Genomic DNA, 17,245 nt, shown 5'->3' with positions numbered 1-17,245 from the left:
TTTTACTTACTATGATCTTTTTACTATTTTTGCTGTAAAGCTTGTAATAACTTGGCGTGGATCCCTTCAAAGCCACCGTTACTCATCACTAAGATCTGATCGCCAGTCTGCGCTTGAGCCACAATATGTTCCACAAAGCTGTCAATATTGTCATCAACGTAACTTGGTTGAGAACACTGTTGCGCCACTTCTTCTACTGACCATTGAATGTTGCTTGGCTGATATAAGCAAACTTGATCGGCATGCTTAAAAGCGGCGGCTAAAGTTTGTTTATGTACGCCCATTTTCATCGTGCTAGAACGAGGCTCAAACACCGCGATAATTTTACTATCACCGACTTTATTACGTAAACCTTCTAACGTAAGCTCAATCGCAGTTGGGTGATGAGCAAAATCGTCATAGACCTTAATGCCCTTTACTTCACCTTTTAACTCTAAACGACGCTTAGTATTGATGAATTTACCCAATGCTTCACAAGCTAGATCTGGCGTAACTCCCACATGACGCGCCGCGGCAATCGCCATCAACGCATTATTCACATTATGGTCACCGACTAAATCCCACACCACATCACCATGATGTTGGCCATCTAAATACACTTGGAAATGGCTGCCATCTTTTTTCACTTTTTCAGCTTTCCAATGGCCATCGTCGCCGATGTATTCTAGTTCACTCCAGCAACCACGCTTAATCACCTCTTTCAAACCATCATCATTGCTTGGCGTTAGAATACGACCATTGCCCGGCACGGTGCGAACTAAATGGTGAAATTGACGCTTAATCGCTTCCAAATCGTCAAAGATGTCTGCATGATCGAACTCTAAATTGTTCATCACTAATGTACGTGGGTGGTAATGCACAAACTTTGAACGCTTATCGAAAAAAGCACTGTCATATTCGTCGGCTTCGACCACAAAAAACATACTTTCGCCTAAACGTGCCGACACACCGAAGTTACCCAATACGCCTCCGACTAAGAAGCCCGGTGCATAACCGCAATCTTCTAAAATCCAAGACAACATACTCGATGTGGTGGTTTTTCCATGAGTACCAGAAACAGCAAGAACCCAACGATCATGTAATAAAAATTCTTGTAACCATTGTGGACCTGAGGTGTATTTCAAATTGTTATTTAACACATATTCAACACAAGGATTACCACGGCTCATTGCATTACCTATCACAACCAGATCCGGCGCGGGCTCAAGCTGAGAAGGGTCAAAGCCTTCTATAATATCAATACCTTGAGATTCGAGTAATGTGCTCATCGGTGGATAAACATTAGCATCACAACCTGTCACTTTATGTCCGAGTTGGCGCGCTAAAACTGCCGCTCCCCCCATAAATGTGCCACAAATACCGAGAATATGAATATGCATAACAATGGTTCCAATCCAACTATTAGGATCTAAAAAAATGAATGTACAATAATTCTGAATAGTACCGTAAACACACAGAAAAGTATGGTTAGAATTGAAAGGATATAAACTGAAATAAGAATTAAACATTTTCTGCTGTTGGCATAGTTACTTCATTACCATAAAAAAGTTTATCCTTTTACAATGAGTTAGCCCCGAACACACCCGTAGCTTAACGACACAAAAGGATTAAACATGTCGACCATGCGTACACTTGGTGAATTTATTGTCGAAAACCAACACCACTTCCCTCATGCCAGTGGAGACTTATCTTCTCTACTCGGTTCTATTAAATTGGCAGCTAAAATAGTCAATAGGGAAATCAATAAAGCCGGACTAGTTGATATTACTGGCTCGGTGGGCGCAGAGAATGTTCAAGGAGAAGAACAACAAAAACTTGATTTGTACGCTAATGACAAATTTAAAGCGGCATTAGAAGCTCGCGATCAAGTCTGTGGCGTAGCCAGTGAAGAAGAAGATGAGGCAGTTGCCTTTAATAAAGATCTTAATAAAAATGCCAAATACGTAGTGTTAATGGATCCACTTGATGGTTCATCTAACATTGATGTGAATGTTTCAGTTGGCACCATCTTCTCAATTTATCGCCGCGTTTCTCCAATTGGCACTCCACCAACCGAAGAAGATTTCCTACAACCGGGTCATAAGCAAGTGGCGGCTGGTTATATTATTTACGGCTCTTCTACTATGTTGGTTTACACGACTGGCAATGGCGTGCATGGCTTCACTTACGACCCATCACTTGGCGTATTTTGCCTATCTCACGAACAGATGACGATCCCACAATCTGGCACCATCTATTCAATTAATGAAGGTAACTACATTCGTTTCCCAACTGGCATCAAAAAATACATCAAGTATTGCCAAGAAAATGTGCCAGAAGATAATCGTCCTTATACTTCTCGTTACATTGGCTCTTTAGTCGCTGACTTTCACCGCAACTTATTAAAAGGTGGGGTCTACCTCTACCCAAGCACTGAAAGCCATCCAAATGGTAAGTTACGATTATTGTACGAGTGCAACCCGATTGCTTTTCTAATGGAGCAAGCTGGCGGAAAAGCAACCGATGGTAAAAACCGTATCATGGATTTAAAGCCAACTGAGCTACATCAACGAGTTCCTTTTGTCGTTGGCTCACCATTAATGGTCGATAAAGTAGAAAGCTTTTTAGAGCAATATCCTGAATAGCTCATTGCCTCGACTAACAATAAAGATAGGAGGAGCTTATTCCTCCTATCTTTTTCTCTTGTTATTAATCTTTTCTCTTACTGCTTCTTGTTGCTTCTCTTTTTTCTTGTCGCTTCGTTAGAATTTCCTTCGCATATTTCACGTAAGCCCTTTACAACCCCTTAACAAGTCACGTTATAATCAAAGCCGTTAATTTCAAATCTAATTGATGCAAAATAAAGAAAGGAAGCCCAATGAGCTTGAATAATGTACCTGCTGGTAAATCACTACCAGACGACTTATATGTAGTGATCGAAATCCCTGCTAATGCAGACCCAATTAAATATGAAGTCGATAAAGACAGTGGCGCAGTATTTGTTGACCGCTTTATGTCGGCACCGATGTTCTACCCATGTAACTATGGTTATGTAAATAACACCCTCTCTTTAGATGGCGATCCCGTTGATGTTTTAGTTCCAACGCCATTTCCATTAATGCCAGGTTCCGTAATTCGTTGCCGTCCGGTTGGCGTATTAAAAATGACAGATGAGTCTGGTGAAGATGCCAAAGTGATTGCGGTACCTCACAGCAAACTATCTAAAGAATACGAGCACATTCAAGACATCAACGATGTTCCTGAGTTGCTTAAATCTCAAATTACCCATTTCTTTGAGCGCTACAAAGATCTTGAAGAAGGCAAATGGGTAAAAGTTGATGGCTGGGAAGATGTCGCAGCAGCACGTAAAGAAATTCTAGAATCTTACGAGCGCGCTCAGAAATAATGACTCTCGCTTCAAACCTAACACAATGAAAAAAGAGCCATTATCGGCTCTTTTTTATTCCAATTATTTAAAGATTACGCTCAAGACTAAAACGACTCTCGAAATTGACACCAATCTCCAGACGGTATGCCTTTCGTCAATAAGCGTTTGTTTTGATATAAATATATCCACGCTTGCCCATGTGGCGTAGTGACTAGCTCTCGGTCATATTCATTAGGGTAGTCTTCCAATATATCCAGTCGCTTCATGGTATCATCATCAACTAAATACACTTCAGCCACTAAAGCCTGCTCACCTTTTATCGCCGCAGGATAAGGCCCTAAATCAAACAGCTGAAACTGCGCTTCCGTTACTACATTGCCTAAAAATTGGCTATTTGTTAATAAGTGATGATTCGACTCTCCTTGGCGTAACGTGCCATAAACTAAAACACGGTGTGACATGATTGTTCCTTTTTATTCATCACTATAAAATCTATTCACCATCAATTTACACTAAACTGATAGAGGAAATCGACGGCACTATCGACTCCCGTCACCGCTTCAACATAGAAATCGGTAAGCAATTCATAACGCACGGTAAACTCACCTAATGCATTAAATATTCCGACGCCATACTTCACCTGTAGACCTGGTGCAATATAACCACTTACCGTAACCTGAGAATCATCCCCCGAGCCCGTGGTTCCCAGTTGTAAGTCTTGCACTCCAAAGGCTTCACCAAGCTCACCAACTAACTGACCACTTTTAGCCAAACTTAAACCGATTAATGCAGTCGTCATGGTACTGCCACTTGAACCATCTTCTATTCCTTGGCCGCGTAATAAATATGATAAAGCATTAGTTTGCGACATCGCTGGCTCAGAAAATACTTTAACTTCTGGCGCATCAGCAGGGCCATTCACTTTAATCCCGGCAATCACATCATCTTGAGTATTGTCTGGATTTCGGATCGCTTTAATTGCCACATAAGGTTGATCCGCCGGACCATTCATTAAAATTTTCCCCTCTTTAATGATCAAGTCTTGGCCAAAGGATTGGTAATAACCTTCTTCAATTCTTACTTCACCTAAAATAAATGGGCCTTTATCTTTCTGAGAAACTTTCAAACTTCCTACTAAATAACCTTTTAAACCAAATGCCGACAAACTGACATCATCACCAATATTGATAGTAATATCGCTCTCTATCGCCATTGATAGGCCATTATTCTCTTCTACCGGATTCAGATCTTCATCCAAAATGATTTCATCTTTCGATAAACCTACCGCACTTTCTGGTAGTTCTTCGACTAAAATTCTCCCCCAAGGAATATCAATATTACCGGTGATTTTTGCTAGTGTAGGCGTAATCGCAATGGTGAGGTCTGGTTTTACTTTTAAAGATACCATAGGTGGAGCTTCAACTTTCAGTTCATCACCAAAGGCGCGTAAATTGGCATACCAGTTATTACGCTGCGCCCAATTGGCATGTCCTTGTAGCTGTAAATCACCATCATCGGTTTCTAATGCACTATTTAAGGTCGCCGAATAACCATTAAATTGAGTTTTGACTTCTCCTTGATGAATATCAACCGGGAACAATGGGCCTTCTACTTGAAAATCGTCAATACCAAAATTGCCCAACACTTTAGGATTGAGAATAGGGCCATTAAAATCGAGCTTGGAATTCACATTAGCATTAAGCCGATTTTGCTCACCGAGAAAAGGACGTAAAAAACCAAGATGAATCCCCTCAATAGTATTATCACCATCAATCGACATTTGTTGATCTTGAACATTGGGAATAGTGGCTTGACCTTTAACTTGGCCATTATTAGTTAACGCCAATAACCAACTCATATCGAGCTTATTTTGTTGTAAATTAGCAGATAATTGAATCTTATCCCAAGGAATCGTAAGTGGGGTATCCAATTTCTGAACGACATTACCTTGAGGAATATCAACATCTAACTTCGCCTGCGGTGCTTTATTGTTTGCCCATTTCAGCCAAGCGTTAACATTTAACTCACCATTAATCTCTGTATCTTCAGGAAGGAAAACGGCCAACTCATCAAAAGAAAATTGTTGAATAGACAACGTCACCTCGCCATCGTTACCGACAGAAAGGTCTTTATCTAAACAAATTTTCGAAGGTAGATGTTGCCAACAATGCGCTTGCACACTCACACGTTGAGATGACAATTGATAGCTGATCTCAACGGGATGATCAATCTGCCAGATGGGGTTGGTTTGTTGGTTGGTTTTTGATTCCATTAAGGTAATTTGTGCCGACGCTAATTGCCCTTGCCACGCTTCACTTGGCTTAGTTTGTTGTGGCTTATTTTTTATTCCTCCCTTAACCGCGAGGCTGGTTGAAAATAAATCCGTCATCATATCAAGATCGAGTTGATGCTCTTGCTCATTACCTTTAAAAGCTAAAGTCAGATCTTTGAGTTGATGTTCTTGATATAAACCACCTTGAGCATTCAAGCGAATATCCCCACTTGGTGATGGCAAAGGTGAAACTTGCCCTTTAACTAGCAGCGATTTTAATGTGGCTTCACCTTGCTTCCAATCGATATCGCTGATCGATAAGTCGGTCAAGATTTGCGGCGACTTTTGTTCGCCACGCAACTGAATATTGCCCATCGCTTGGCCTTTTAGCTCTGGAATGGTAGTTTCCAGTTTGGGCATATGAAGCGCTATATTCATATCCCACTGCTGCTCAACCCTACCTTTAATTCTGACACTATTTTTTGCGTGAGAAAGTTTTAATCCGCGAGTTCTAACAATGTATAGGCCTTTGCCATGAAGATCACTGGCATTTAACTGACCTTTTAAAGACAGTGGATAACCACGTAACTTGCCATCTATCGCCAAGCTTGGAAACTGTACTTTCCAACCTCCTTGTGTCGTTAAGTTTCCGGTATTAATTAAGCTGCCGTTGAGGATACCTTCCGCTTGTGGCCATTGCATTCCGGGCTGAATATCACTCAAACCTAAGGTTGCTTTCCAATTTAATGGCGCTTGCCAATTAACCATCGCCTGACCGGTAACATTGCCACCAAGCGTCGCAATATTTAGTTTATGTAATTCAATCTGATCAAGATCGCCCTTTGCATCAAATTCGATATCTGAGGCCGGAATATCCTTACCTGAAACTTGCGAGTTTAAGTCAAATTGATAGCCCTCTAATGAACCACTACCATCTAAATGTTCAATATTAACGTTATAATCAGCTTGTCCTTTAACTGGCCACTGTGCTTTCGCATCTTTAATAGATAAGCCAAATGGTAACGTGGCTTTCAGCGGTTTAAGGTGAGCCTTGATTTTCGCTTCCACTCCCCCCGAAAGTTCACTCGATACATTAAGATTCGCGACACTCCCTTTGGCATCTAAGGTGATCGTCTGGCCTGAATATTCCGCCATTTTGACTAGACCTTTCGCTTGCAGCGTTAACGGGTAATCTCCAGACATGGTTAGCTTGGCATTTGAATCTAAATCGGCCTGTGGCATATCAAGCTTAAGATCTCGGATATCAAGTTGGCTCCCCGTCAGTGAGCCTTTGAAACCTAGATGATTCACTTTAATCGGTGAATCTTGTAGAAAAATAAAGTCATCAACATTAAATGGTTCGACTTGCAAATTGATAGGCAATGCAACTTTAGGTAGAAGAATATCGGGCCGCTGTGCTAATGGGGTTTTATCGACCGACTCAGGCGTTTTGTCAGCCTCATCGGGTGCTAAAATTAAACGAATGGTTTTCCAATTAGTTGGACGCAATCTCAGTGTACGCCCTTGCATATAAAGCCCGGTAGAAAAGTGCTTCCAAGAGGCTTTATAGCCCAAAATATTCAAATCAATATCATTAAGAGTGAGGTGCGTTAGTGACACTGGAATAGGGATGAAAATGGCTGGCATTAATGAGCTACTATCCTCTGGCTCAGTACTTTCAGAAGCAGGCGCATCCGACATTGAAAACTTCAGGCCATCGACCGCGATAGTATCAATACACACTGAGTGCTCAAATAAACAATCAATTGAGGTGGAGAAATCAAAGCGCTTTAATTCCGTCGCAACGCCTAACGTTTCATCGTTATATTGAACATCGTGCAAAGTGAAAGTAGGTAATAAGCTACCTTCGGTGGAGCCCACCTTTAGCTCTGGCACTAATTTTTGCGCTACCCACAAACCACTGTTTAAACCAACATTGGTAAACAACAATAGCGCAACTAATAGCAAAGCAACCAAAACCGTCGTTGGGATCAATAAAATAATGCCAAGTAGCCATTTAAGTAATCGCTTCATTACAACTCAGGACCTAAGGTAAAGTGGATACGGAATTCATCACCATCATCGGCATCTAACCCATAAGCAAAATCTAGACGTACTGGCCCCACAGGAGAAGCCCAGCGCACTCCAAGGCCAACACCTCGTTTCCATTCTGGGGTATCGGTCCAAGCATCACCAACATCTAAAAATGCCGCGCCCCACCAATTGCCGGTTACTCGATATTGATATTCCAAACTAGACGTTGCCATATAAGCACCACCTTCTAGCTCATTGCTACTATTTCTTGGTGAGACTTCTTCATAACCATAGCCACGCAGTGAGTTCACCCCACCGACAAAAAAGCGTAATGATGGTGGTACTTCCGACCAGTTATCAGCAAAAGCGCCTCCTGCGCCTAAGCTAGTCAGAAAGCGATGATTACGACCAATCCCGCGAATCCATCCTGTATGACCTACCACGCGGATAATTCTCGTATCGGATAGCAGTGACGGATCGCCATATTCAAAACTAATACTTTGTTTATCGCCCCACATTGGCATAGTATGACCACGCGTTCTTACTCTGGAGAAGGAAACGCCTGGTAACACAAATAAAGAGTGGCCAAATTCGGATGCTTGCACATAATCTTCATATAATAAACGTAAATAAATGGTTCGATGCCAACCATTATCGTAGAGCCAATGGCGTTCAAACGATAGGTTTTGTTCTTGGCTATTGGTGTCATTATCATCCTCATCTTTAAAGCCGTACTGTACGAGATAATAATCAAGTAGCACATCTTCCAGTGGAATCTTATAGTTAGCAGTAAAGGTTTTTTCAGGTCCCGATAACATCACACTAGCACCGACACTATGACCATATTTATTGAGCCAAGGTTTTTTCCATGAAAGCTTGCCACGTGGACCAACATCGGTGGAATAACCTAAACCAGTTTCTATTTGGTTACGTGTTTGCGGTGAGACTCGAACCTTCATTGGTAATGATTTACCTTCATTTACGCTTTCAATATCGGGCTCCACCGAAATGTTAGCAAACCACTCAGAACTCGATAAGTTTTGGTTAAGCTCACCGACTAAAACCGATTGATATGGTTGACCATTGTCATACGGTACTAACGATTGAACTCGCTTTTTTTCGATTTGACTGCCAGTAATAATGGTTTGGCCAAACACGTAACGTTGACCACTTTGATAACGAAGGTGCACAAAAGCTTGATTTCGACTTGGTGAGACTTGTAAGCGAGTATCAATAAATTGGCCATCAAAATAGCCTTTTTGTAATGCGAGATTACGCAAAGCACTTTTTAACCCTTCATAATTACCGTGATTCAGTACTTGTCCTAAATTTAATTTTGATCGGTCTATTAAACGCATAAAGTCCATATCGGTGGCTGCATCGCCTTCAATTACAATATCACTTTCATAAATGATGGTAGGAATACCCGCATCAACTATCACGATTAATTCGTTATCCGCGTCAGGATCATCCGTATCACTTTCAATTTGAAATTGAATCGTGGGATTGTAATAACCGAGAGCTTTAAGGGCATCGATAATATTTTGCTTAACTCGCGACTGAAAACGCAATGAGGTGGAATACTCACTTTCTTTAATCGCTGATAAATATGAAGAGACATTATCTTTTAACTCACCATCTAAACCGTCAATGGTGAGTTCAGTTTCCGCATAACTCGGTGCTGATGAAAAAATCAGCAAACAGGTCAACAATGAAGCGAGGTGACTATTTTTCATAAGTGAATATTTGTACTCATTGTCAAAACTGCTGTAGTTTGTCATTTCAAAATATTCATAGATTTGAAATGACTACAGAGATTCATCGGTCTATGGTTTGGGACCTATTATAGTATGCAGCTTAAACTACCAGACTTTCCCTGTTCTCAAAAGCCAGATAAGGATTATATATGTCGAATAAAGATAAATTAGTGACTCAAGAAACGGCATTAGCTGGCCGTGATGAAAAAATGCTCATCACAGAGTTACATTATATTAATCAAACAGATTTAACTGCCGACAAACCAACAGGCAGTAAAGAAATATTATTAGGACTCGGATGCTTCTGGGGAGCAGAGCGTGTTTTCTGGCAGCTTGATGGCGTGATCAGCACATCGGTTGGTTATAGTGGTGGTTATACCCCGAACCCCACTTATCAAGAAGTATGTAGCGGAGAAACCGGACATGCAGAGGTAGTACGAGTGATTTTCGATCCTAATCAATTGACTCTACAAGAGTTACTGAGGATCTTTTGGGAGAAACATGACCCAACCCAAGGTATGCGTCAAGGTAATGATATTGGCACTCAATATCGCTCAGCGATTTATACCGAAGACCAAAACGATCTCGCGATGGCAGAACAAAGTAAAGCGACTTACCAACAAGCAATTGGTGAATCTTTAAGTAAAAATATCACCACTGAATTGGCGGTAATGAGTGACTACTACCTCGCGGAGACTTACCACCAACAATATTTAGCAAAAAATCCACAAGGCTACTGTGGCATCGGTGGCACTGGAGTGTGCTTCCCATCGAATCTAGCTTAAACACTTCGCGTAAGAGAGACTGCATAAACAGGCTTAACGTTCTAAGCCTGTTTTCTTATATCCCGATTTAAGACTCCATCGATAATTGATGAATCGCCAAGTTGACCTCTTTCATAATCTTCAGTTGTTTCTTATTCGACACATCCGGCAAGAGCACTTTACCTTGGTCGAAATAAAATTCCCCCACCCCTTTGATTCCAAAGTGTCCTTTAAATACCACTTTTACAAAACGAGCAATTTGAAGTGGGCGATAACGATTAAAAATTGGCTGCATGTTCATTAGTCTATCCAGATTATTGTTATTTGCGATAACGTCTTAACAGGCTCAGAGAGCATTTCAATAGCGCTGAAGTGCCACATATTGATGTGCTATTACTATTTATAATTGTTCATAAATATATAGTGCCTAAAACTCAATAAGGCCACATTGATACAGTAAAATTGCTGCAAATTCGTGACAAAGAGCAAATGCAAATTTTGCAGTATTTGCTTATAGTCAAAAAAGTGATGCAAAATTAGAGCCAGACAACATTTCACACTTTTCAAGTCTATTTATGCGCTATTATATGAGGACTTCCTCACTTTTTAAGTATCTAACTAGGTAGACAACTATGATAAGAAAACTATCCATTGCCCTCTTTTTGAGCATGCTTTCACTTACTGCAAGTGCAAATAATATTCAAATTGGTCGCAGTGTACCGGCAGTAGCAGTAGAAAAAGGCGGTGAGATTTTCATGCAAAATGATGATTTCAACTACTTACCCTGGAATACTGAATTACTACTCGGCAAGGTTCGTGTTATTCAAGCGATAGCAGGAAGAAGTGGGGCGAAAGCCATGAATGCACCTCTAATGGAAGCAATTACACATGCAAAGTTTCCAGAAGATAAGTACCAAACCACCACGATTATTAACCAAGATGATGCAATTTGGGGCACTGGATCATTTGTAAAATCATCAGCAGAAGATGGCAAGAAAGATTTTTCTTGGTCTTCAATGGTATTAGATCAAGAAGGGGTAGTGGCAAAACAATGGCAACTAACGCCAGAGTCTTCAACTATTATTGTTCAAGACAAAACTGGTCGAGTTCTTTTCAATCAAGATGGCGAACTGACTGAGCAACAAATTAACCAAGTTCTACAACTTATCAAGCAAAACCTATAAGTGATACATATTGTAATAATATAACATTCTCTTGCCAGATACATAATTGTTATAGTATAACAGTTATCTATCTGGTGAGAATGTGAGCCATAACGCTTACTCTCACACTCCATATTTATTCAGTGAGATCTCGACAATGCATAAAAATATTCTTATTCCTTCTATCTTATCTGCAAGTCTATTCGGCCTATCTAGTGCTGCTGTCGCGGACTCTCAACATGAATTTAGTCAACATCAAGCCCATGTTCATGGAATTGTCACCTTCAACATGGTGCAAGATGGCAATGATTTTCTAATCGAAATTGAATCTCCAGGGCAAGACATCTTAGGTTTTGAGCATGCGCCAAGCAGCCAAGCAGAAAAGCAAGCCTATCAACAAGCGGTTGCCTTACTTAAACAACCTAACCAGTTATTCACTTTAGCTGCTGCGGCTAATTGCCAGCCTGTTAATTTCTTAGTCAAAGACAACATAGGTCAAGATGAACACGATCATGATAACCATGCAGAGCATCATGATGAGCATGACCACGACCACGACCACGACCACGACCACGACCACGACCACAAGCATGGCGCATTTACCCTGCAATACCAGTACCAATGTGAAAATATTCCTCAGTTATCTCAAATTGATACTCAATGGTTTAGTCACTTCCCAGCAAGCCAAACCATTGAAGTTAATCTATTAACTGACAGTGCTCAAAAACACATTGAACTCAAGCAACCACAGCAAACCATTACATGGTAAAATAGTGGCTCAAAAAATTAACGTTGCGCGATTAGTCTCAGGATTAATCGCGTTGTTATTTGATCAAAAGACAAGCTGAAAAGAGACCAAGATGACGATGCCTCTTGCGATAGAACTTAAACAGGTCAGCTTTACTTGGCCGAAACAATCCACACCTACCCTAGTGATAGATCAATTAGCAATTAAGCCTCAGCAACATGTATTTATTCAAGGGCCCAGCGGTTGTGGAAAATCGACCTTGTTAAGCTTATTAACCGGAATAATGACTCCGCAATCAGGTCAAGTTCGTATTCTCGATAAGCAACTCAATCTGTTATCGCAAGCAGAACGAGACAAATTTCGCGCTCGACATATTGGCTACATCTTTCAGCAATTTAATCTACTGCCTTACCTATCAGTACTAGAAAATGTCTTACTGCCTTGCCGCTTTTCTCGCGATCGTAAAGCCAAAGCTGAACAACAAAGTTCCTCTTTAGAGCAACAAGCAAAGCAATTACTCTCTCGGTTACATTTACCTGTATCGTGTTTTGAACAACCGATCAATGAACTGAGTATTGGCCAACAACAACGAGTCGCCGCCGCCCGAGCATTAATCGGTCAACCCGAAATTATCATTGCCGATGAACCAACTTCTGCTCTAGATCAAGATAATCGCCAAGCTTTTATTGAGCTATTAATTGAAGAGGCTAATCAATCAGGTGCCACGGTGATTTTTGTTAGCCATGATTCTAGTTTGCGTCGTTACTTTGAGGTCTATGTTGACTTACCAACCATTAACCAAATCAGCCTAGTGAACCCACAACAAGAGGCAAACGAATGAGTGCGATTATCTCTCTTGCTTGGAAGAGCTTACTCAACCGTAAAACTACCGCCATACTCACCATCATTACGGTAGCTATTTCAGTAGTATTGTTACTAGGTGTAGAAAAAATCCGTACCCAAGCGAAAAGCAGCTTTGCTAACACCATATCAAGTACCGATCTCATTGTTGGGGCTCGCTCAGGTGAAGTAAATTTATTGCTTTATTCAGTATTTCGCATTGGTAATGCTACCAATAATATCGGCTGGCAAAGCTATCAAGATATCGCAACTCTGCCACAAGTTAAGTGGGCAATTCCGATTTCTCTGGGGGATTCACACCGCGGCTTTCGCGTAATGGGGACCAATCAGGACTACTTTAAATTCTACCGATACGGAAGTAAGCAACCACTCACTTTCTCTCAAGGGGAAGTTTTTCATAGCTTATTTGAAACCGTAATTGGCTCGGATGTAGCCAAGAAACTCAACTACCAAATCGGTGATGACATTATTATAGCGCATGGCATCAGTGATAAGTCTTTTACTCGCCACAAAAACTTACCTTTCACCATTACTGGTATTTTAGCACCAACTGGAACTCCCGTAGATAAAACCGTACATGTTTCATTAAGTGCGATTGAAGCCATTCATGTTGGTTGGGAGTCCGGTGCACATCTTGGCCAAACACCAGATAAAAAAGTATTAGAACAGCAAACCTTTGAGCCTAAAGAGATCACTGCATTCATGCTAGGCCTGAACTCGAAAATTCAAACCTTTATGCTGCAAAGACAAATCAATAATTACAACAAAGAACCTTTAAGTGCCATTTTACCCGGTATCGCATTAAGTGAATTATGGGGCATGATGTCGGTAGCAGAGCAAGCCTTAATGGTAATCTCTGGGTTTGTGGTCATTGCCGGGCTACTAGGTATGTTGACGAGTTTACTGACCGGACTACAAGAACGTCGCCGCGAAATGGCGATTTTACGTGCTATGGGAGCGCAACCTAAGCATATCTTCTTCTTACTGATGAGTGAAGCAAGTTTATTAACCTTATTTGGTATCACGGTTGGAACAGGAATACTCTACCTTGTGTTAGCCGCTTGCGCCCCCATCATAGAGCATCAATATGGCGTCAAAATTGCGTTAACCGCTTTATCCCAACATGACCTTATGTTACTACTACTGGTACAAATTTCAGGAGTCGTGATCGGACTATTCCCATCACTTAAGGCATATCGTCATTCGGTCGCAGATGGAATGACCATAAAGGTATAAAAATGCAAACTATCACCATTCAACCTTTTCAATCAAACCATCTCATCAATAGATTCTTATGGCTAAGTATACTATTGGTGTGTCTTTTCGTGCCTCTCACAGCTCATGCAACACAAAAACAAGAACCATTGAAACTTGACTGGATAGACTTAGTTCCAGTCAATGAACAAAAGAACTTTGATAAACTCGGCATGCCAGATCCCAGCAATCATACTGGCGGTAAGGCAAAACAAAACCCAATTGGTAATACTCGCCCTGAACTCAATAACAGTTATGTCAAAATTCCTGGCTTTGTTATCCCGCTAGAAGGCGATGAAAATACTATTACCGAGTTTTTATTAGTGCCATATTTTGGGGCTTGTATCCACGTACCACCACCACCGCCAAACCAGATTATTTATGTCAAATTTCCAAAAGGTGCACCAGTTCAACAATTATGGGATGTGGTGTACGTAGTAGGTAAATTAGAAACTCAAGTGCTGGATCATGAACTGGCTCAGACAGGTTATACCTTACAAGGTGATGCCATCGAAGAATATGACGATATGTAGCCAGCCCAAATAACTAAGTAAATAACGAAAAGGAAGCTCAACGGCTCCCTTTTTGCTTCTACTATCGGTTAACTAGGTTAAGCAATTATCGCTCTATCTCGTAACTGATGTAGACAAATCTCCACCAGCTCATCTAACGGTTTATCGCCTGCTGGCAAATCAATTTCAGGATGTTGTGGTGCTTGATACTCAGAATCAATACCAGTGAAATTTGGGATCTCACCAGCTCTCGCTTTCTTGTATAAACCTTTCGGATCGCGCTTTTCACACACGTCTAAAGGCGCATTAACGAACACCTCAATAAACTCACCATCGGGAAGTAAATTACGCACCATTTGGCGTTCAGAGCGATGTGGAGAAATAAATGCCGACAGTACAATCAAACCGGCATCGGCCATCAATTTGGCTAACTCACCAATACGACGAATATTTTCTCGACGATCTTGAGATGAAAACCCTAAATCACTGCATAAACCATGACGCACATTATCACCATCCAACAAATAGGTGTGATATCCCAAGCTAGCCAGTTGAGACTCTAATGCCCCAGCGACCGTCGATTTTCCCGCACCCGATAAACCAGTAAACCAAAGCACCACTGGCTTTTGATTTTTTAATTCAGAGCGCGTTTGCTTGGTCACCTGATGCTGGTGCCAAATGACATTTTCGTCTTTATTCAAAATGGTCATTAATAGATTCCATGTTACTTAGCCTAGCCTTACGATCATATCGAAGAGTTAGCGTTAAAAAGGAAAAAAATAAGGAATTAGCGTCAATGTCACGATCGAATAAACAATCGATATTGGCACTCCTATCTTAATAAAATCGTTAATATGGTAATTACCGACACTGTAAACCAGTAGGTTGGTTTGGTAACCATAAGGCGAAATAAAGCTGGCGCTCGCCCCAAACAACACCGCCATGATGAATGGCATAGGATCGACGCCATAACCTATTGCCATGCTATAACCAATAGGAAAAGCTAACGCGGCTGCGGCATTATTAGTAATCAACTCTGTTAAAATAAGCGTCAATAAATAGGTGGCAATAACCGCGCCCATTGGCCCTCCGCCATTAAACAAATAAATGAACAAATCACCCATTTGTTTAGACAGGCCTGAAGACATCATTAACTGCGCCAAACACAACGCAGCCCCCACGATCACCACAATATCGATAGGAAAACGACGCCTGAGTTCACTAATGCCTACTACCCCGAGTACTAACATCACTACAATGTAACCAGCTAATCCTTTGATAATAGGAATCGCTCCTACCAGTGATAACCCTATAACCGCAGCAAAACCAAATAAAGCAATCGCTGATTTAGTTCGATCTAGCTTAGCACTCGAATCAAGATCGTTAATCAACACAAACTCTTTGCCATGATCTTGACGTGCAGAGTGAAAGCCTTTTCCTGGAACCAAGACTAAAGTATCGCCAGCGGCCAGTTTTACATTGCCTAAGCCACCTTCTAAACGCTCGTGACCGCGACGAATCGCCACGACTACTGCATCAAAACGATCACGGAATTGGCTCGACTTTAAAGTCTTATTGCAAATCGAAGCCGACTGGCTCACCACGACTTCAATGAAGCTTTGTCCATTCAGGTGGTGCTGGCCAAATAAGGTAATGCCGGGGATCTCTTGTAATGTGGCAACGCTTTCAACATCACCACAAAACAACAGACGATCATTTTCAAGTAACACCAGATCTGGTGTCACCGATGCGATAGTCACCCCATCGCGGATCACTTCAGCTAAAAATAACTTACGTAACGCTCTCAAGTGATTTTGGGCAATGCTTTTACCAATTAAAGGCGATCCGGTTTCCACTCGAGCTTCTAAAAAGTAAGGAAGATCATCTTGCTCATACACATCGCTATGTGGCAATAAATAACTCAATGGAATCAGTACTAAAACCCCAATCATTAAAATTGCTAAACCAATGCAGGTTGGAGCAAAAAAGCTAAGGCTCGGCAATCCTGCATCCACAACAAAGCTATTAATAATTAAATTCGTTGAAGTACCAATTAAAGTTAAAGTACCACCAAGAATAGCGGCGTAAGATAATGGAATTAATAATCGTGATGGGGCGTGAGAGTTATTGCGCTTAATCGCACCAATCAAGGACACCACTACCGCAGTATTATTGGTAAAAGAAGAAAGAAAAGCGGTCGAAAAGCCAAGTTTCGCCACTACACTGCCCAATCGACCTGATGAAATATGGAGACTAATCCAACTGATCAAACGGGTTTTCTCTAAAGCACATGACGCTAAGATCAACAGTACTAACGTCAATAAGGATGAATTCGTAAAGTTCTTTACGATGCCATCCAAATCTACCGCGCCTGTCATAAAGGCGACTAACGCGGCAGTAGCGAAAATAAAGCTCGGCTTAATCTTGGTGAAGATTAAACTACCAATAATGGCAATTAACAGCAGTAACACCAACCATTTATCCCATATGGTAAACTCCACCATAATCTTGCC

15 protein-coding genes are annotated in these 17,245 nt (G+C 41.2%); 8 read left to right on the top strand and 7 right to left on the bottom strand.

Annotated elements, in window-relative coordinates; all coding sequences use genetic code 11:
- Positions 1 to 23: 23 nt before the first annotated feature.
- Complete coding sequence (gene mpl, locus ACE3G9_RS02840) at positions 24 to 1,379, bottom strand: UDP-N-acetylmuramate:L-alanyl-gamma-D-glutamyl-meso-diaminopimelate ligase (RefSeq protein ID WP_417879980.1); 1,356 nt, start codon at positions 1,377 to 1,379, stop codon at positions 24 to 26.
- Positions 1,380 to 1,613: 234 nt separating this feature from the next.
- On the opposite strand from mpl, the gene fbp reads away from it, so the two are divergent.
- Both fbp and ppa read left to right on the top strand, forming a co-directional pair.
- Entirely contained in the window at positions 1,614 to 2,624 is a 1,011-nt protein-coding gene (gene fbp / locus ACE3G9_RS02835; protein WP_417879979.1) for a class 1 fructose-bisphosphatase, read from the top strand.
- A gap of 233 nt (positions 2,625 to 2,857) precedes the next feature.
- The gene (ppa, locus tag ACE3G9_RS02830) at positions 2,858 to 3,385 is read left to right on the top strand and encodes an inorganic diphosphatase (protein ID WP_417879978.1); all 528 of its coding nucleotides are present in this window, start codon (positions 2,858 to 2,860) and stop codon (positions 3,383 to 3,385) included.
- A gap of 86 nt (positions 3,386 to 3,471) precedes the next feature.
- On the opposite strand, the gene ACE3G9_RS02825 is transcribed toward ppa, so the two are convergent.
- The 3 genes from ACE3G9_RS02825 to tamA are packed head-to-tail and all read right to left on the bottom strand — an operon-like array spanning position 3,472 to position 9,409.
- On the bottom strand, positions 3,472 to 3,828 hold the full coding sequence (locus ACE3G9_RS02825; RefSeq protein ID WP_449218432.1) for a gamma-glutamylcyclotransferase family protein: 357 nt from the start codon (positions 3,826 to 3,828) through the stop codon (positions 3,472 to 3,474).
- Positions 3,829 to 3,869: 41 nt separating this feature from the next.
- Entirely contained in the window at positions 3,870 to 7,673 is a 3,804-nt protein-coding gene (tamB, locus tag ACE3G9_RS02820) for an autotransporter assembly complex protein TamB (RefSeq protein ID WP_449218431.1), read from the bottom strand.
- Positions 7,673 to 9,409 (bottom strand): autotransporter assembly complex protein TamA, encoded by a 1,737-nt coding sequence (tamA, locus tag ACE3G9_RS02815; protein ID WP_417879975.1) that lies wholly within the window; start codon positions 9,407 to 9,409, stop codon positions 7,673 to 7,675. The genes tamB and tamA overlap by 1 nt, the downstream gene beginning before the upstream one ends.
- 170 nt (positions 9,410 to 9,579) lie before the next feature.
- Here tamA and msrA point away from each other — a divergent pair, with 170 nt between their 5' ends.
- Positions 9,580 to 10,215 carry a peptide-methionine (S)-S-oxide reductase MsrA gene (msrA, locus tag ACE3G9_RS02810; RefSeq protein ID WP_417879974.1) on the top strand — a complete coding sequence of 212 codons (636 nt, stop codon included), beginning with the start codon at positions 9,580 to 9,582 and terminating at the stop codon, positions 10,213 to 10,215.
- Between the two features lie 67 nt (positions 10,216 to 10,282).
- On the opposite strand, the gene ACE3G9_RS02805 is transcribed toward msrA, so the two are convergent.
- Complete coding sequence (locus ACE3G9_RS02805; protein WP_156888759.1) at positions 10,283 to 10,495, bottom strand: DUF1107 family protein; 213 nt, start codon at positions 10,493 to 10,495, stop codon at positions 10,283 to 10,285.
- 331 nt (positions 10,496 to 10,826) lie between these two features.
- Between ACE3G9_RS02805 and ACE3G9_RS02800 the strand changes: the two genes are divergently transcribed.
- From ACE3G9_RS02800 to ACE3G9_RS02780, 5 genes are all read left to right on the top strand, one after another.
- The gene (locus ACE3G9_RS02800; protein ID WP_417879973.1) at positions 10,827 to 11,378 is read left to right on the top strand and encodes a YtfJ family protein; all 552 of its coding nucleotides are present in this window, start codon (positions 10,827 to 10,829) and stop codon (positions 11,376 to 11,378) included.
- 82 nt (positions 11,379 to 11,460) lie between these two features.
- Positions 11,461 to 12,126, top strand: coding sequence for a zinc uptake protein ZrgA (gene zrgA, locus ACE3G9_RS02795; protein ID WP_449218430.1), 666 nt, complete (start codon positions 11,461 to 11,463; stop codon positions 12,124 to 12,126).
- Positions 12,127 to 12,217: 91 nt separating this feature from the next.
- Positions 12,218 to 12,946, top strand: a complete 729-nt coding sequence (locus ACE3G9_RS02790; RefSeq protein ID WP_449218429.1) for an ABC transporter ATP-binding protein — start codon at positions 12,218 to 12,220, stop codon at positions 12,944 to 12,946.
- A complete protein-coding gene (locus ACE3G9_RS02785; RefSeq protein WP_449218428.1) occupies positions 12,943 to 14,202 on the top strand; it encodes an ABC transporter permease in 1,260 nt (419 codons plus the stop codon). The genes ACE3G9_RS02790 and ACE3G9_RS02785 overlap by 4 nt, the downstream gene beginning before the upstream one ends.
- Before the next feature lie 2 nt (positions 14,203 to 14,204).
- Positions 14,205 to 14,753 (top strand): DUF3299 domain-containing protein, encoded by a 549-nt coding sequence (locus tag ACE3G9_RS02780; RefSeq protein ID WP_449218427.1) that lies wholly within the window; start codon positions 14,205 to 14,207, stop codon positions 14,751 to 14,753.
- Between the two features lie 77 nt (positions 14,754 to 14,830).
- On the opposite strand, the gene cysC is transcribed toward ACE3G9_RS02780, so the two are convergent.
- The gene (gene cysC, locus ACE3G9_RS02775) at positions 14,831 to 15,442 is read right to left on the bottom strand and encodes an adenylyl-sulfate kinase (RefSeq protein ID WP_417879968.1); all 612 of its coding nucleotides are present in this window, start codon (positions 15,440 to 15,442) and stop codon (positions 14,831 to 14,833) included.
- Positions 15,443 to 15,496: 54 nt separating this feature from the next.
- A complete protein-coding gene (locus ACE3G9_RS02770; protein WP_417879967.1) occupies positions 15,497 to 17,236 on the bottom strand; it encodes an SLC13 family permease in 1,740 nt (579 codons plus the stop codon).
- Between the last annotated feature and the right edge of the window lie 9 nt (positions 17,237 to 17,245).

It is taken from the genome of Vibrio sp. E150_018 (genome assembly GCF_053544035.1).
This window is presented reverse-complemented; position numbering and strand designations above follow the sequence as displayed.